Below are 15,222 nucleotides of genomic sequence, written 5' to 3' on the forward strand. Positions count from 1 at the left end.
ATCATTTTTGTGATACAAGTCAACGCCTAGTTTGATATTTGTTTAAATGGGTGAAGAGCGGTCTATGTTTTCTAAGAAATCGTTTTTGAAGCAAGGCCTGCAAAGAGGGAGTTGTTGGATAAAGCGAAACATGCCGGGCTATTGCGCTTTTTGCCTAGCTCCTACGGCGCAGGGGTGTGGGTGGTGTGATGCGTGTGCCGATGAGCTTCCATGGAATTTATATGCCTGCCGCCAATGCGGTGAGCCGGTAAAGCACGGCCAGCGATTATGCGGGCATTGCTTAACGGAGCCTCCGGCCTTTTTGGCGACTCAGGCGGGGTTGCTGTATCAGGGTGTCATTAAAGAGCTAATACATGATTTTAAATTCAACGCCTCACCGAGGGCTGGGGTATTGCTTTGCGAACTGATGTTAATGACGCAGCCCCAGCTAACTGGGCAAGCGTTCGTGTCAGTACCGATGCACCCTGCAAATGCCCGTGAGCGTGGATTTAACCAATCATATTGGCTGGCAAAACAGCTCAGCCACAGATTGACTGTTCCATTGCACACTGCTCAGCGAGTTAAGAGAAGCCGTTCCCAGCGCACGTTGAATCGCCGCGAGCGGGCATCCAATTTAGCCGATGCTTTTGCATTTCAGATGCCGCCACCGGAGCATTTGGTGATCATTGATGATGTGGTGACTACCGGTGCTACTGGGCATGCAATGGCGTGTGCCGCGCTGGAGGCAGGTGCTAAGCGCATCGATATTTGGGCAGTAGCGCGGACGCCCCTGGGCAAGGGTTGATAGAATAGGTTTTTTGCCGACCCCAGGAGTGACCTATGTCACACCCGTTTAGCTCTCTTTCGCCCGATTTAGTGATGTCTGCAGCCGAGTCGCTTGATATTTGGCCAGCGGGTGAGCCTTTCGCGCTAAATAGCTACGAAAACCGCGTGCTAATGTTTCGCGATGAGGATGGCAAAAACTGGATTATTAAGTTTTATCGGCCTGACCGCTGGTCAGAGGCGGTGATTCAGGAAGAGCATGATTTTTTACAAGAGCTAGCTGACAACGATGTGCCGGTCGTGGCGCCTTGGCGAAACACTCAGGGCCAGTCGCTACATAAGTTTAAAGTATTTAACTTTGTGTTATTTCCTCACTGTCCTGGTCAGGCCCCGGAGCTTGATAACCCTGCTCACTTATTTGCAATGGGCGAGGTGCTGGGGCGCTTACACAAAATCTCCGCTAAACAAGCTTTTCAACACCGCCCGCGATTAGAGATGGCGAGCGGTGTCCTTGATGCTCAGCAGCGTGTGCTGACAAGTGAGCGATTGAGTGGTCATCAGCGTCGAGCGTATGAAAACGTCATTACGAAAGTACATCAGCAGCTTTCAAAGCACTGCGTACCTGCTAGCAGCATGATTCGGTGTCATGGTGACTGTCATTTAGGCAATGTGCTCGGCCGCGATGAGCAGTTTACGCTGATCGATTTTGATGACTGCCTTATGGCGCCCGCGATTCAGGATATCTGGATGATGCTTCCCACCGACGACCCGCAGGGCTGGGGAGCACACTTGAATGAGATTACCGAAGGGTATGAGGAAGCGCTGCCGTTTCCGACGGAGCAGATATCGTTAATTGAACCGTTAAGAAGCTATCGGTTGATTCGTCATACTGCTTGGCTGGTATCGCGCTGGAATGACCCCGCTTTCCCACGGGCGTTTCCGTGGTTGGCGGATAGCGGTTACTGGGATCAGCATATCCGCCAGTTAGAGCAGCAGTGCCTGCAGTTAGAAACCCCGCGTTGGTTGGCATAGCGCGGGGAGGGGAATGGCCGCGTAATGTGTGGAGCTGAGCGGTGTCTTCGCATCGCCTTGTTAGCTACGACGCTGCCATAAATGAGAGGCTTACGTTAAAATAGGTTATTCCAGACAATAATGGTTCAGCAGTCTTTGTAGCTATTTTTTGTACCTTAACTGCTGGCCAATATGCTCGTAAATTTTATATTTAGACGGGTCTAATATTAATTCGCGTAAAGAAAGAATTGACGTAGGTGTCAGTCTTTTTGCATTTGTGCACCGTTTTTGATGAGGCTTAACATGTCCGATGATATTGCTCACCACTATCGCCAGATAATCACTGCTTTGGGAGAAGATCCCGATCGGGAAGGATTGCGGGATACGCCAAAGCGGGCAGCGAAAGCCATGCAGTTTTTGAATGCGGGCTATAATCAGTCGCTGGGAGAAATTATTAACGGTGCCGTGTTTGAGTCGCACACAGACGAAATGGTGCTGGTAAAAGACATTGAGCTTTATTCAATGTGTGAACACCATCTGCTGCCCTTTATTGGCAAGTGCCATATCGCCTATTTACCTAACGGCAAGGTGCTGGGGCTATCTAAATTTGCGCGCATTGTTGATATGTTTGCACGACGTATGCAGATCCAAGAAAATCTCACCCTACAAATCGCCGATGCCGTTCAAGAAGTCACGCAGGCAAAGGGCGTCGCAGTGGTCATTGAGGCTCGCCATCTTTGCATGATGATGCGTGGCGTCGAGAAGCAAAACTCCAGTATGACCTCATCCGTCATGCTAGGCAGGTTTCGCAGCGACCAGGCGACTCGGCAAGAATTCCTAATGCTGATTAATTGAATCTGGTGCCGCTAGCCGATAATCAAGGCACGCTAGAAACTTGGTTTATAGGGGTGTTTCGTCTTAGCATGAAGTGTTAACAAGCCTACACGGCCATCATTTGGTCAGGAGTCTGTCATGGAAGCGCTTAAAGAAACGCAGCTGTATTGTCCTTTTGCCTATATCGACGGCAGTTGGGTTGCAGCCGATAGCGGCGAGCAGATCACGGTCTTGAATCCGGCAACCGGTGAGGCTGTCGGCAATATTCCGCGGTTAGGTAAAGTTGAGACTGAGCGGGCCATCGATGCCGCCGACGCCGCTCTGCCTGCATGGCGTGCATTGACCGCTCAGGAACGCGCCGACTTATTATTAAAGTGGCACGACCTGATGCTTGAGCATCAGCAAGACTTAGCCATGCTGATGACCTACGAACAGGGCAAGCCGCTTAAAGAAGCCGCGGGCGAAATTGCCTATGCCGCAAGCTTTTTGCGCTGGTTTGCTGAAGAGGCCCGGCGCGTTTACGGTGAAACGATTCCCGCGGCAAACGCCAATCAGCGTATCGTCGTGACTAAGCAGCCAGTGGGCGTTGTGGGCGCGATTACCCCGTGGAACTTCCCGGCGGCGATGATCACCCGTAAGGCGGGCGCTGCACTGGCCGCTGGCTGTACGATTGTCGTCAAGCCTGCGAGCCAAACGCCGTTTTCAGCCACGGCATTAGCGCTATTAGCTGAGCGTGCGGGCATTCCGCGTGGGGTTTTTAACGTAGTGCCGGGGAGCGCCAGTGATATTGCGCAAGCGATGACGCACTCGCCGAAGGTGCGCAAAATCACCTTCACCGGTTCTACCGAAGTGGGTAGTAAACTGATGGCGCAGGCGGCTGAGCATATTCAGAAAATCTCGCTAGAGCTGGGTGGCAACGCGCCATTTATTGTCTTTGAAGATGCTGATTTAGATGCCGCAGTAGATGGTGCTATGGCGGCGAAGTTCCGCAATGCTGGGCAGACCTGCGTATGCACCAACCGCTTCTTAGTCCACTCCAGTGTCATCAACGCGTTTTGTGAAAAGCTGGCTGTGGCAATGAACAGTGAGTTGCGCGTTGGCGATGGCACCAAAGCGAATATTAATCTTGGCCCGTTAATCGATGAAAACGCGGTTAAGAAAGTCAGCGAGCACGTGCAGGATGCGATAGATAACGGCGCTGAGCTGCTGCTGGGTGGGCACCCCCATCCATTGGGCGGTAATTTCTTTACGCCGACGCTGATTAGCTTTGCCACCGATAAAATGAAAGTGGCTCACGAAGAGACGTTTGGCCCGCTTGCCGCTGTCTTCCCGTTTGACGATGAGCAAACCGCGATAGCAATGGCCAATGACACTCAGTATGGCCTGGCCGCGTATTTCTACTCGCGTGATCTGGCTCGCGTGTGGCGCGTCGCTGAAGCGCTAGAATATGGCATGGTAGGGATTAATACTGGCGCCATTTCTAACGCAGCGGCACCGTTTGGCGGGGTTAAAGCATCGGGCTTAGGTCGCGAGGGCGGTCATCAAGGGTTGGAAGAATACCTTGAAACAAAGTACCTATGCATTGACCTTGGCTAGCGCTTTGAAGCCTGTCTTTTAATCGGCAGCCACTGTCATTAACAAGCCCCCATTGGCAGAGTGCCAATGGGGGCTTGTTATGTGCTGGGTGGGCCAGCGGTGCTAGTGAAAAGGCTTAGTGGCGGAAGTGGCGCATGCCGGTAAATACCATGGCAATGCCTGCTTCATTGGCGGCGTCGATCACTTCCTGATCGCGCATTGAGCCACCGGGTTGAATGACCGCGGTAATACCCGCTGCTGCCGCGGCATCAATGCCATCACGGAACGGGAAGAAGGCATCAGATGCCATGACCGACCCAGGCACTGAAAGGCCTTCGTCTGCGGCTTTGATGCCCGCAATTTTGGCTGAGTAAACGCGGCTCATTTGTCCTGCGCCCACGCCCACTGTTTGCCCATCTTTGGCATACACAATGGCGTTGGACTTAACGAACTTAGCCACTCGCCAAGCAAAGGCTAGGTCGCGCAGTTCTTGCTCGCTGGGAGCGCGCTGGCTGACAACCGTCAAGTCCTCGCGTGCCACCATTCCCTCATCGCGCTCTTGTACTAATAGCCCACCGTTGACGCGCTTGAGATCAAATGCAGTCTGGTGTTCGCCTGACCAATGATCGCTGACATCCAGTAGGCGAACGTTCTGCTTGCTGGCCACAATGGCGGCAGCGTCATCGCTAATCCCGGGGGCGATAATTACTTCGACAAACTGGCGATCGATAATTGCCTGGGCGGTTTCAGCGTCCAGCGCTGTATTGAAGGCAATGATGCCGCCAAATGCGCTGGTAGGGTCGGTGGCGAAGGCTTTGTCATAAGCCGCTAGCGCTGTTGAACCAACGGCAACGCCGCAGGGGTTGGCATGTTTGACGATCACACAGGCGATCTCTTTAAAAGCCTTGACGCATTCAAACGCCGCATCGGTATCGGCAACGTTGTTATACGATAGCGGTTTGCCTTGCAGCATTTTTGCCGTGGCAACGCTTGGCTCGCTAGCCTGCGGGTCAACGTAGAACGCTGCCTGCTGATGGGGATTTTCGCCGTAACGCATATCCTGCTTTTTATGCAGCTGAAGATTAAAGGTGCGGGGAAATGCTTCGTCTGCAGCGTCAACCTTGCGGCCCAGGTAGTCGGCAATAGCGCCATCATAGCCGGCGGTGTGTTCGAATGCTTTGACCGCTAAATCGAACCGCGTTGCCGTGCTTACTTGACCATTTTGAGCGGCCAGCTCACCAAGCACGCGGGCGTAGTCAGCGGTATTCACGACGATTGTTGTATGCGCGTGGTTTTTAGCGCAGGCGCGTACCATGGTAGGGCCGCCAATATCGATATTCTCGATAGCATCTTCTAACGTGCAATCAGGCTTAGCGACAGTCGCGGCGAAGGGGTAGAGGTTAACGACGACCATATCAATAGGGGTAATGTCGTTTTCGGCCATGACCGCATCATCCTGGCCGCGCCGTGCCAAAATGCCGCCGTGAATTTTGGGATGAAGCGTTTTGACACGACCATCCATAATTTCGGGAAAGCCGGTATGTTCAGACACTTCTTTCACCGCAATGGCATTTTCTTGCAATAGCCGGAAAGTGCCACCGGTTGAAAGCAGTTCAACGCCATGCTCAGTTAGGCCGCGGGCGAATTCTACAATGCCAGTTTTATCAGAAACGCTCAGAAGGGCGCGGCGGACGGGAGTAGCGTTACTGTCAGTCAAAGTAGGGTTATCAGCCATGAGGATGCTCGTGTGCAGCGTTGTGAAGTCAACGTGGGTAAATAAAAACAACAACGCCCCAGTGTTATGGGGCGTCGCCTTCGATAAGACCGTAAAGCTTTAGCTTTTTACGCAGGGTGCCGCGGTTCAGGCCCAGTGCATCAGCGGCCCGGGTCTGGTTGCCGTCAGTGTGCTCCAAGACGCAGGCCAGTAAAGGAGCTTCTACTTCGGCCATCACCATGGCGTATAGGTCAGTTGCCTGGCTGCCATCGAGATGCTCGAAGTAGCGGCGCATCGCTGTTTCCACGGCCTCCCGCAGAGGCTGCGGTGGTGTGCTCACCGTTGGATTAGCCAGCATGCGGGTGAGGTGAGAAACAGTATCGCTAGAGAGAAGATCGCGTTCGGTCATGCAGCATAGCTTCCTTTGGCTAGCAAACGTGTGGCGGCATCGGGAGCCATCGCGTCGTTGATCCAATCAAATTGCGTTTCGGGTGATGCTAACGCATTGAACTGCTGCTTCAGCGCGTGCTGTTGAGGCGGCGTAAAGCGCGGGTCGTCGCTGAGGTACCAGCCGACATGCTTGCGCGCTATGCGTACGCCCATCGTGTCACCATAAAATTCATGCAGCGCGCCAACGTGCCCATTAAGCACCTGCTGGCGCTCGGCTAGGCTGGGTGGCGCCATTCGCGTGCCATGCTGGAAATAGTGGTTAATCTGTTGAAATATCCACGGATTTCCCTGCGCACCACGGCCTACCATGACAGCATCAGCACCGGTGTAAGCGAGCACTTCGGCGGCTTTTTCAGGGCTTGTTATGTCGCCGTTAGCAATCACTGGTATCGAGAGACGAGATTTGATGTCGGCAATCGTGTCGTACTCTGCCTGTCCAGTATAGCGCTGTTCGCGATGTCGGCCATGTACGGCTAGCGCTTGAATGCCTGCGGCCTCGGCCAACTGAGCAATGCGCAGGGCGTTGTTCGATGCCGCGCACCAGCCCGTGCGGATTTTAAGCGTCACGGGAATATCAACGGCGCCCACCACCGCCTGCAAAATGTCAGCGACCAAGGCTTCATCGCGAAGCAGGGCAGACCCTGCCGCTTTATTACACACCTTCTTAGCGGGGCAGCCCATATTAATATCAATAATTTGAGCACCTAGTTCAGCATTCAGGCGGGCTGCCTGGGCAAGCATATCAGCATCACCACCCGCAATTTGCACCACACGCGGGGCTGGCTCGCCCTGGTGGTCCATTCGCAGCTGTGATTTACGCGTATGCCATAGGCTAGGGTCTGACGTGACCATTTCGCCCACCACCCAGCCAGCACCCAGCTGTCGGCATAGCTGACGAAAGGGGCGGTCGGTAACGCCGGCCATTGGTGCCAGGATTACGCGATTTGATAATCGATAACGACCAATGCTGGGTAGGGTGTTCATTAACGTCATGGCGTAGGCTATGTGGATGCTGGTCTGGCGACGAGTAAGCGCTTTCAAGGGTGCGTATGATACGCCTACTCGCCGTTAGGTTGAAGGCCGCAGGGTGCTTTAATCTGGGCGCTGGCCTGAGAGCCTTACCCAGCCTTCACGAATCACCGGCTCTTGCATGATGATGCCCTGGGCCGTGTAGGCTTGCTGAACATCGTCGGCCTGATTGGCTAAAATACCCGATAGCGCAATGCGCCCACCTGGGGCCACGTGCCCCGCAATCATCGGCGCTAGCTCAACCAGTGGGCCCGCCAGTATGTTAGCGGTTACGACAGGATAACGAACGTCATCGCTTAACTGCTCAGGGTAATAAAGCGATAGCTGCTGTTCGGCAATGCTATTACGTTCTGCGTTATCACGACTAGCTTGCAATGCCTGGGGATCAATGTCGGTAGCGTCGGCATGGTGTGCGCCAAGCTTTAGGGCGGCGATAGCGAGAATGCCCGAGCCACAGCCTACATCAAGTACATGCTGCTGCGCTAAGTGCCCAGCCACTGCCAGTTCATCCAGCCACTCTAGGCACAGCGCGGTAGTCGGGTGCGTGCCGGTGCCAAACGCAAGGCCTGGATCTAGAATCAGGTTGACCGCGTCTGCCTCAGGCGGCTCGTGCCAGCTGGGCACAATCCATAGCCGCTGGCCCATGCGTAGAGGGGTGAAATCATCCATCCACTCACGCTCCCAGTCGCGGTCGGCAAGTAGCTCATACTCGATCGTGGGGCAGGGTTCGCTCGCCATGTGCTCCGACCAGGCCGCCTCAATGCGCGTAAGCATGTCGTCAACGCCTTCAAGGTCATCATAAAGCCCCGTCAGAATCGTATCTTGCCAAAGCGGAGTGGTGCCGCGCTCAGGCTCAAATACCGGGTCGTCGTGGGCATCTTGAAGGCCAATGGCAGTCGCGCCTTCTTCGAGCAGCAGCTCTTCCAGAAATTCTGCTTGCTCGGGTGCGACATGAGCTTTGAGTTGAAGCCAGGGCATGCAGGTTCTCCGCAAGGCGAATTTAAAAATAGAGACAGTAAAGACAACTACAGTAAAGACAGTACCGTAAAGACAACTACGGGGTGGACGTGGCCACCCCGTTGGGTATCGAACATAGCGCTGGAGTGGCGTTAGCCGCCGAGTTTCTTTTCCAGGTAGTGGATGTTGACACCGCCTTCGCGGAAGTGGCTGTCACGAACCAAATCTTTCTGCAGATCGATATTGGTTTTGATGCCTTCCACAAGTAGTTCATCAAGCGCATTGCGCATGCGCGTCAGCGCAATTTCGCGGTCTGCACCCCACGTGATCAGCTTGCCGATCAGGGAGTCGTAGTGGGGAGGCACGGTGTATCCCGTGTAAAGATGCGAGTCCATACGCACACCCAGGCCACCCGGCGAGTGAAATAACGTCACTTTCCCGGGCGAAGGCATAAAGGTACGGGCATCTTCGGCATTAATCCGGCACTCGAAAGAGTGGCCAGCGATCTTCACGTCTTCTTGACGAATAGACAGCGGAAGGCCAGAGGCTATACGCAGCTGTTCTTTGACGATATCCACGCCGGTAACCATTTCAGTAACCGGGTGTTCGACTTGAACGCGGGTATTCATCTCAATGAAGAAATACTTGCCGTCTTCGTACAAGAACTCAAAGGTGCCGGCGCCACGGTAATTGATTTTAATGCACGCCTGACGGCAGGCTTCAAGCACCTGCTCACGCGCTTTCTGATCAAGGCCTGGGGCTGGGGCTTCTTCAAGCACTTTTTGATGACGGCGCTGAAGAGAGCAGTCGCGATCATAAAGATGGATAGCGTTACCTTGGCCATCAGCCAGCACCTGCACTTCTACGTGACGCGGTTTCTCAAGGAATTTTTCCATGTAGACCGTGCCGTCACCAAACGCCGCCTGTGCTTCGGTACGCGTAACGGTAATCGCCGACAGCAGGTGGCCTTCAGTATGCACCACACGCATGCCACGCCCGCCGCCGCCAGAGGCTGCTTTGATGATGATCGGATAGCCGATACGCATAGCCGTCGCTAGATTGACAGCATCGTCATCGCCGAGTGGCCCATCGGAGCCTGGAACCGTAGGAACACCGGCTTCCTTCATCGATTGAATCGCGCTGACTTTATCACCCATCAGGCGAATCGTTTCTGCGCGGGGCCCTATGAAAGTAAAGCCTGAACGCTCTACCTGCTCGGCAAAGTTGGCGTTTTCCGACAGAAAGCCATAGCCCGGGTGAATGGCCGTTGAGTCAGTCACTTCGGCCGCGCTGATAAGGGCCGGTATATTCAGGTAAGACTGCGCTGACGATGCCGGTCCGATACAAACGGCTTCATCTGCCAAACGAACGTGCATGAGTTCACGATCAGCTTTGGAGTGTACCGCGACGGTTTTAATGCCCAGTTCTTTACAGGCCCGTAGGATACGAAGGGCAATCTCGCCGCGATTCGCGATTAATACCTTGTCCAGCATGGGAGAGTCCACCCGTGTTGAAAATGAAAGATTAAGCGATAACGATCATAGGCTGATCGAATTCCACCGGCTCGCCATCTTCCACCAGAATAGCTTCCACCACGCCGTCACGGTCAGCTTCAATCTGGTTCATCATCTTCATGGCTTCAATGATACATATGGTATCGCCTTGCTTAACGGTGTCGCCTACTTCCACAAAGGATTTAGCGCCCGGTGCTGGGCTGCGATAAAAGGTGCCAACCATCGGTGAGTTAACTGCTTCACCACGGTAGCTTACACCGGCAGATTCAATATCCGCAGGCGGTGCGCTTGCGACCGGCGCATAGGTTGGCTGCGCATACTGGGGCATTGGCTGCTGCTGCCAAGTCGCACCGTTCGGATGGCGGCTTATGCGGACTGATTCTTCGCCTTCTTGAATTTCAATCTCACTAATATTGGATTCTTCGAGAAGCTCAATCAGTTTCTTAACTTTGCGGATATCCATGGCATAGCCCCATCAATGTCATAAAAGGTAGTCACAGAGCAAACTCAGCCTCTAAGCGGAGGTGCTATGCGGCGCTGAACTAGCGCAGTAAACCAGATTTTAAAATGAAGAGAACGCGGCATGTTAGTGAACGTTACCTCGTTCTCACCCCTAAAAAGGAAGTTTTTAGCTAATATGGGAGCGGAGTTTGCCGAAAAAGTGCCACGATGTCCAGCAGCCGGCCCGGCAAGCGTTGACGTAGCCTTAGAGGATGCTGGGCAGTATCTGGCCGGCGATATCCACGATACGAGCCCTTTATGCATGTCACTGGGCCGCTATCCACTGGCTGACAGATTCAAGATGTTGCTGAAGCTGGTCGGCGGTTACTTCGCCCTGAATGCGGGCATCGCGCAGTTCCTGGCCTTGATTAAAAAATAGCAGGCTGGGCGGACCAAATAAATTGAACTGGTCTAGTAGCTCTCGGCTGTTGCTATCGGTGTGCGTGACATCGGCGGCAATCAGCTTATAGCCACTTAACGCTGCGGTAACGCGTGCATCTGGGTATACATCGCGTTCCATTAATTTGCATGAAATGCACCAGTCGGCAGTAAAGTGCACAAACACCGGCTGATGATTGCTTTTTGCGTTAGCAATTTCATCCTCAAGAGCGCTCAATGTGTCGACTTCAGTGAAGCTGAGTGCCTGTGCCTGTACAGCGTTTGCTGGATTGGGGGTTGCCGCGAGTGGGCGCAGCGGATTGTTGCCCCCTTGGGCGGCTCCGATCACCAGCAGTACGCCCCAAGTCAGTAGCATAAGCGCAAGCGTTTGGCGCGCGCGCGGCCAGCCCAGCGGCTGATTGACGTTTAAAGCGCCTAAAGCGAGCGCGCTTCCAATCGCTAGCGCAGCCCATAGCAGCAGCGCGACGGGCGCGGCGACCAAGCGCTCTACCATCCAAATAGCCACCCCCAGCAGCAGCAGGCCAAAGCCAATTTTTACGCCGTTCATCCAGGCACCGCTGCGTGGTAGCAAGGTGGCGCCGAACGTGCCGACTAAAAGAAGGGGCACACCCATTCCCAAGCCCAGCGCAAACAGCACTGCGCCGCCAAGTGCGGCATCCCCGGTAGACGAAATAAATACCAACGCGCCTGCTAACGGCGCCGTGACGCAGGGTGATACCACTAGCACTGAAAGGGCGCCCGCTACCGCTAAACCCGCAGGGCCGCTGCGCTGAGCGCGTGCCTGCCAAGCATCAATGCGGTTGGTTAAGCGCGGCGATAGATTGAGGTTAAACGCGCCAAACATTGCTAAAGCAAAGAGCGAGAAGAGTATCGCGAAGATGATTAAGACCGGTGCCGACTGCAAGCGCGCCTGAAGATTAAGTCCGGCGCCAAACAGCCCCATCAATACGCCCACAAGCGCATAAGTCACTGACATGCCTAATACATAGCTGGCAGAAAGCACAAATGCCCGAGAGCGAGTAGGGTTCTGGCCGACCACAATCGATGACAGAATAGGAATCATCGGCAGCACGCAGGGCGTAAAGGTAAGCCCTAAGCCAGCGATAAAAAATAGCCCCAGCGCCAATGGCAGGCTTGCGCTGCTAATCAAGCTGCTGAAGCGGCTGTCTTCACTTTGGGGGGCTGAAAAGTCACTCTGCGTTGCGGTGTCAGCTGTATCTTGTCCTGAGGCGTTGGCCGCTGCGTCGGAGCTGCTGTTATCGGCCTGCCAGTCAGCGAATTGGCTGGGTGGCTGTGTCTCACTGGCCTGAAGGTTAGCTTGTTCCGGGGGGTAGCAGAGCCCTGCGTCCGCGCAGCCTTGAAAGGTTAGGGTGATATCAAGCGGGCCTGAGTAGGGGGTGCTTAAGGGGACCTCAAAGACTAATTGATCCCTGAATACGTACACATCTCCCATGAATTCATCGTTAATAAACGTGCCCTGGGGGATGTTAGGCTCGCCTAGGTCGACGCTCTCGATTTGGCTGCTAACCGCAAACTGGTGGCGATAAAGGTAATATTCATCAGCAATGTCCACGCCGATATAAAGGGTGTCGTCATCATGCCAAGCAGTGGGTTCAAATGCCTCCATAACGGGCAAAAATGCGTCTTGATTACTGGAGGAAGAGAACCACTGGGCGTGAGCCATCAGCGGTAGTCCGATAAGTAGAAGGGTGAATAAAGCAAATCGGCTTAGGCGCTTAAAAGGTAACAAGGTATATCCTTAATTAATGGCATCGCAATGCAGGTAAACAGCATACCGCAAGCTTAAGCGTCTGACTTACTCGCTGCGGTGACATGACGCGGCCGCTCGTGCGCTAGCCCTTATCGCTAGGCTGATAACGCAAAAAACCGCCCGAAGGCGGCCTTTAGATGCATTAAGCGGGTATGAATTCCCGCTTAGGTGCTAATTATTACGCTTTTTGATAGGCGCTAACGGATTTTTCAATCGCTTTACGCGCCGCGTCGGCACCTTCCCAAGACTCTACTTTTACCCACTTGCCTTTTTCTAGATCTTTGTAATTCTCGAAAAAGTGAGCGATTTGCTGGCGCAGCAGTTCAGGTAGATCAGTGACTTCCTGAATGTTGTCGTACAGTGAGCTCAGCTTGGCATGGGGCACACATATCAGTTTGGCATCTTCACCGGCTTCATCGGTCATGTTCAGAATACCAACCGGGCGTGCACGGATAATGCTGCCAGGCTGAACGGGATGCGGTGTGACGACTAAGGCGTCAAGGGCATCGCCATCGTCGGCTAGGGTGTGGGGAATGAAGCCATAGTTGGCTGGGTAAAACATGGGGGTGGCCATGAAGCGGTCAACGACCAGCGCGCCCATATCCTTGTCAATTTCATATTTGATCGGGTCATGGTTAGCTGGAATTTCGATCACCACGTAAACGTCGTTGGGGAGATCCTTTCCGGCAGGGATATTATCGAAGTTCATCGTTGATTCCTTGATAGTACAGTGGCTGAGTCTTGCTGCGGCTAAGCAATCGATTCAGAGGCTTTGATAGCCGGAATTATACGAATATGGTTACACGATTGCCAATGTGACATAGCAGGAGGCCGAGAAAGGTTGGCGATTTTATAACATTTCAGCGCTTAAATAGGCGAGAGACACTTTGAATCGGCCGATAGAGACGTTTGGTGAGCATCGCTCCTGGTTCACAGTGTGTATCATAAGTGCTCGAGTCGACAGCCTAGGAGGATGCCTTGTCGCACGCCCAGTTGCTCATCAGTTATGGTCAAGCGTTTGTCGCCCCCGATCGATGCCTACATCGCAGTTCAATGTCAGTACGCTTTCCTGAGGCACCGCTACTGCGCGCCAAAGGCGGCTGTGCGGTGATTAGCGACTCGATTTCACGCAACACCATGGCCAAACAGGCCGGTGACCTAAGCGTACGCGGTTTTCTGGCTGACTATTTTTCAACGCCTGATCACTGGGATGTCAAAACATCTGCCACCCGCGTCCTGCGCGCACTGAATAGCTGGTGCTATAGCCAAAGCCAGCATGTTAAAGAGGGCAGCTTCGTTTCCTCTATGTCCGCCATGGTCTTTCGCGGCCGTGAAGCTCATCTATTTCATATGGGCGATACGCTGGTCTTTCGCTTGCGCGGCGCAGAGTTTGAGCAGCTAAGCCGCGACCACGTAACGGACGTGGGCGGCTACCGCTATCCTTCGCGGGCACTGGGCATGGACGGCAGTGTCGACATTGATTACACCCATATAGCGTTGAAACAGGGCGATTTATTTCTTTTCACTACCCAGGGTGTGCGCGGCACGTTACTGCCTTCAGACTACGTGCGCTTGATTCGCCAAGACGCGAGCGATTTAGACGCTGCCTGTGAGCGTTTAGCGGATGAGGCGAAGCAGCGCGCTCAGGAGCGTGGCTATGGAGGCGATCAATTTTGCTTCCAGCTAGTTCGCATAGATGAATTGCCGGAGGAAACAACCGAGCGCCCTGGGCAGCTTTATGGCGATTTGCCCATTCCGCCTGAGCTGGCGCCGGGCGATCGCTTAGATGGCCTTGAGGTGCTCGCGGTGCTGTCACGAACCGCGCAGTCTCGCGTTTATCGCGTTCGCGATGTGCACACCGAGCGTGAAATGGTGATGAAAGCACCAAGCCCCGAGCTTTCGTTGCGTAATGCCTACCTTGAGCATTTTCTGCTGCAGCAATGGGTCGTAGAGCGCGTTAATTCCCCCTTTGTCGTCAAAGTAATGGAGCGGTCTCGTTCGCGTCGCTACCTCTACTACCTTATGCAGCATATCGAGGGAGAAACGCTTCGCCAGTGGGCAGAACGCCATCCGCAGGCGAGCTTGGTGCAGCGGCTTGATATCGCCAATCAGCTCGGCAAGGCGGTGCAGGCTCTGCATCACCGAGATATTATTCATCAGCAAATTAGCCCTGATAATATTCTAATCGATCTACACGGTAAGCTGGTATTGACAGACTTTAGCGCTTGCCACATGCGGGATGGCGAAGGACATCGACATTCTGGCGAGCTGCTCAGTCAAGTTGGCCTCAACGAGCACACTGCGCCAGAGTATGCCCTAGGAGATGCCATCGGCCGTCGCAGCGATCAATATTCGTTAGCATCAACTGTCTATTGGCTGTTGACCGGGGCTCTGCCCTATACATTGACGCCAAATCGGCTGCGCAGCCATACCGACCTTGAAGAGCTGTCGTTTCGCAGCGCACGCACCACGAACCCTGAAATCTCCCCCGACTTAGACGATGCACTGCGCCGTGCGCTGGATCCACAGCGAGCGCTGCGCTTTAGGCGCATGTCAGAGTTTATGCATGCGATACGCGTGCCGCTTGGCCGTCGCTCTGCTCAAGATGAAAGCCGTCAGGAGCCACGACGTTTCTGGCAGGGCGTCGCGGGGATTTTACTGCTGCTGCTGGTGCTTTCCTGGCTATTGCGCTAAACGCAAAGCAT

At 54.0% G+C, this 15,222-nt stretch carries 13 protein-coding genes and 1 pseudogene; 6 read left to right on the forward strand and 8 right to left on the reverse strand.

From position 1 onward, the window contains the following. Positions 1 to 130: 130 nt before the first annotated feature. The 5 genes and pseudogenes from ACT3TR_RS13175 to ACT3TR_RS13195 form a co-directional block, all read left to right on the forward strand. Positions 131 to 271: pseudogene (locus ACT3TR_RS13175) on the forward strand (double zinc ribbon domain-containing protein); the annotation flags it as partial. Between the two features lie 141 nt (positions 272 to 412). Continuing rightward, the gene (locus ACT3TR_RS13180) at positions 413 to 784 is read left to right on the forward strand and encodes a ComF family protein (RefSeq protein WP_444625574.1); all 372 of its coding nucleotides are present in this window, start codon (positions 413 to 415) and stop codon (positions 782 to 784) included. A 35-nt stretch (positions 785 to 819) separates the two neighbouring features. Beyond that, positions 820 to 1,794 (forward strand): serine/threonine protein kinase, encoded by a 975-nt coding sequence (locus ACT3TR_RS13185; protein WP_444625499.1) that lies wholly within the window; start codon positions 820 to 822, stop codon positions 1,792 to 1,794. A gap of 282 nt (positions 1,795 to 2,076) precedes the next feature. After that, positions 2,077 to 2,628, forward strand: coding sequence for a GTP cyclohydrolase I FolE (folE, locus tag ACT3TR_RS13190; protein ID WP_096280280.1), 552 nt, complete (start codon positions 2,077 to 2,079; stop codon positions 2,626 to 2,628). Between the two features lie 117 nt (positions 2,629 to 2,745). After that, positions 2,746 to 4,203 carry an NAD-dependent succinate-semialdehyde dehydrogenase gene (locus ACT3TR_RS13195; RefSeq protein ID WP_441684430.1) on the forward strand — a complete coding sequence of 486 codons (1,458 nt, stop codon included), beginning with the start codon at positions 2,746 to 2,748 and terminating at the stop codon, positions 4,201 to 4,203. Between the two features lie 115 nt (positions 4,204 to 4,318). Here the strand turns inward: ACT3TR_RS13195 and purH are convergent, their stop codons facing one another. From purH to ppa, 8 genes are all read right to left on the reverse strand, one after another. Then, positions 4,319 to 5,917, reverse strand: coding sequence for a bifunctional phosphoribosylaminoimidazolecarboxamide formyltransferase/IMP cyclohydrolase (gene purH / locus ACT3TR_RS13200; RefSeq protein ID WP_176483398.1), 1,599 nt, complete (start codon positions 5,915 to 5,917; stop codon positions 4,319 to 4,321). Positions 5,918 to 5,981: 64 nt separating this feature from the next. Then, the gene (fis, locus tag ACT3TR_RS13205) at positions 5,982 to 6,305 is read right to left on the reverse strand and encodes a DNA-binding transcriptional regulator Fis (protein WP_096280275.1); all 324 of its coding nucleotides are present in this window, start codon (positions 6,303 to 6,305) and stop codon (positions 5,982 to 5,984) included. Further along, positions 6,302 to 7,339: a tRNA dihydrouridine synthase DusB gene (gene dusB / locus ACT3TR_RS13210; RefSeq protein ID WP_096280273.1), complete on the reverse strand. Its 1,038-nt coding sequence runs from the start codon at positions 7,337 to 7,339 to the stop codon at positions 6,302 to 6,304. The genes fis and dusB overlap by 4 nt, the downstream gene beginning before the upstream one ends. A gap of 99 nt (positions 7,340 to 7,438) precedes the next feature. Then, complete coding sequence (gene prmA, locus ACT3TR_RS13215; RefSeq protein ID WP_444625498.1) at positions 7,439 to 8,353, reverse strand: 50S ribosomal protein L11 methyltransferase; 915 nt, start codon at positions 8,351 to 8,353, stop codon at positions 7,439 to 7,441. Between the two features lie 131 nt (positions 8,354 to 8,484). After that, on the reverse strand, positions 8,485 to 9,825 hold the full coding sequence (accC, locus tag ACT3TR_RS13220; RefSeq protein WP_096280268.1) for an acetyl-CoA carboxylase biotin carboxylase subunit: 1,341 nt from the start codon (positions 9,823 to 9,825) through the stop codon (positions 8,485 to 8,487). A 31-nt stretch (positions 9,826 to 9,856) separates the two neighbouring features. Then, positions 9,857 to 10,309 (reverse strand): acetyl-CoA carboxylase biotin carboxyl carrier protein, encoded by a 453-nt coding sequence (accB, locus tag ACT3TR_RS13225; protein WP_096280266.1) that lies wholly within the window; start codon positions 10,307 to 10,309, stop codon positions 9,857 to 9,859. A gap of 303 nt (positions 10,310 to 10,612) precedes the next feature. After that, the gene (dsbD, locus tag ACT3TR_RS13230; protein ID WP_226938589.1) at positions 10,613 to 12,496 is read right to left on the reverse strand and encodes a protein-disulfide reductase DsbD; all 1,884 of its coding nucleotides are present in this window, start codon (positions 12,494 to 12,496) and stop codon (positions 10,613 to 10,615) included. 199 nt (positions 12,497 to 12,695) lie between these two features. Next, on the reverse strand, positions 12,696 to 13,226 hold the full coding sequence (gene ppa / locus ACT3TR_RS13235; protein ID WP_096280264.1) for an inorganic diphosphatase: 531 nt from the start codon (positions 13,224 to 13,226) through the stop codon (positions 12,696 to 12,698). 269 nt (positions 13,227 to 13,495) lie between these two features. On the opposite strand from ppa, the gene ACT3TR_RS13240 reads away from it, so the two are divergent. Next, positions 13,496 to 15,211 (forward strand): bifunctional protein-serine/threonine kinase/phosphatase, encoded by a 1,716-nt coding sequence (locus ACT3TR_RS13240; protein ID WP_193063195.1) that lies wholly within the window; start codon positions 13,496 to 13,498, stop codon positions 15,209 to 15,211. The last annotated feature ends 11 nt before the right edge of the window (positions 15,212 to 15,222 follow it).

This window comes from Halomonas sp. AOP12-B1-6 (assembly GCF_052379225.1).
Lineage (GTDB): Bacteria > Pseudomonadota > Gammaproteobacteria > Pseudomonadales > Halomonadaceae > Vreelandella > Vreelandella casei.

Excerpts from the sequence above, each read along its gene's own strand:
- purH (WP_176483398.1), bottom strand. The coding sequence starts at position 5,917 with ATGGCTGATAACCCTACTTTGACTGACAGTAACGCTACTCCCGTCCGC.
- accB (WP_096280266.1), bottom strand. The coding sequence starts at position 10,309 with ATGGATATCCGCAAAGTTAAGAAACTGATTGAGCTTCTCGAAGAATCC.
- prmA (WP_444625498.1), bottom strand. The coding sequence starts at position 8,353 with ATGCCCTGGCTTCAACTCAAAGCTCATGTCGCACCCGAGCAAGCAGAA.
- folE (WP_096280280.1), top strand. The coding sequence starts at position 2,077 with ATGTCCGATGATATTGCTCACCACTATCGCCAGATAATCACTGCTTTG.
- dusB (WP_096280273.1), bottom strand. The coding sequence starts at position 7,339 with ATGACGTTAATGAACACCCTACCCAGCATTGGTCGTTATCGATTATCA.
- ACT3TR_RS13195 (WP_441684430.1), top strand. The coding sequence starts at position 2,746 with ATGGAAGCGCTTAAAGAAACGCAGCTGTATTGTCCTTTTGCCTATATC.
- fis (WP_096280275.1), bottom strand. The coding sequence starts at position 6,305 with ATGACCGAACGCGATCTTCTCTCTAGCGATACTGTTTCTCACCTCACC.
- accC (WP_096280268.1), bottom strand. The coding sequence starts at position 9,825 with ATGCTGGACAAGGTATTAATCGCGAATCGCGGCGAGATTGCCCTTCGT.
- ACT3TR_RS13180 (WP_444625574.1), top strand. The coding sequence starts at position 413 with ATGACGCAGCCCCAGCTAACTGGGCAAGCGTTCGTGTCAGTACCGATG.
- ACT3TR_RS13185 (WP_444625499.1), top strand. The coding sequence starts at position 820 with ATGTCACACCCGTTTAGCTCTCTTTCGCCCGATTTAGTGATGTCTGCA.
- ppa (WP_096280264.1), bottom strand. The coding sequence starts at position 13,226 with ATGAACTTCGATAATATCCCTGCCGGAAAGGATCTCCCCAACGACGTT.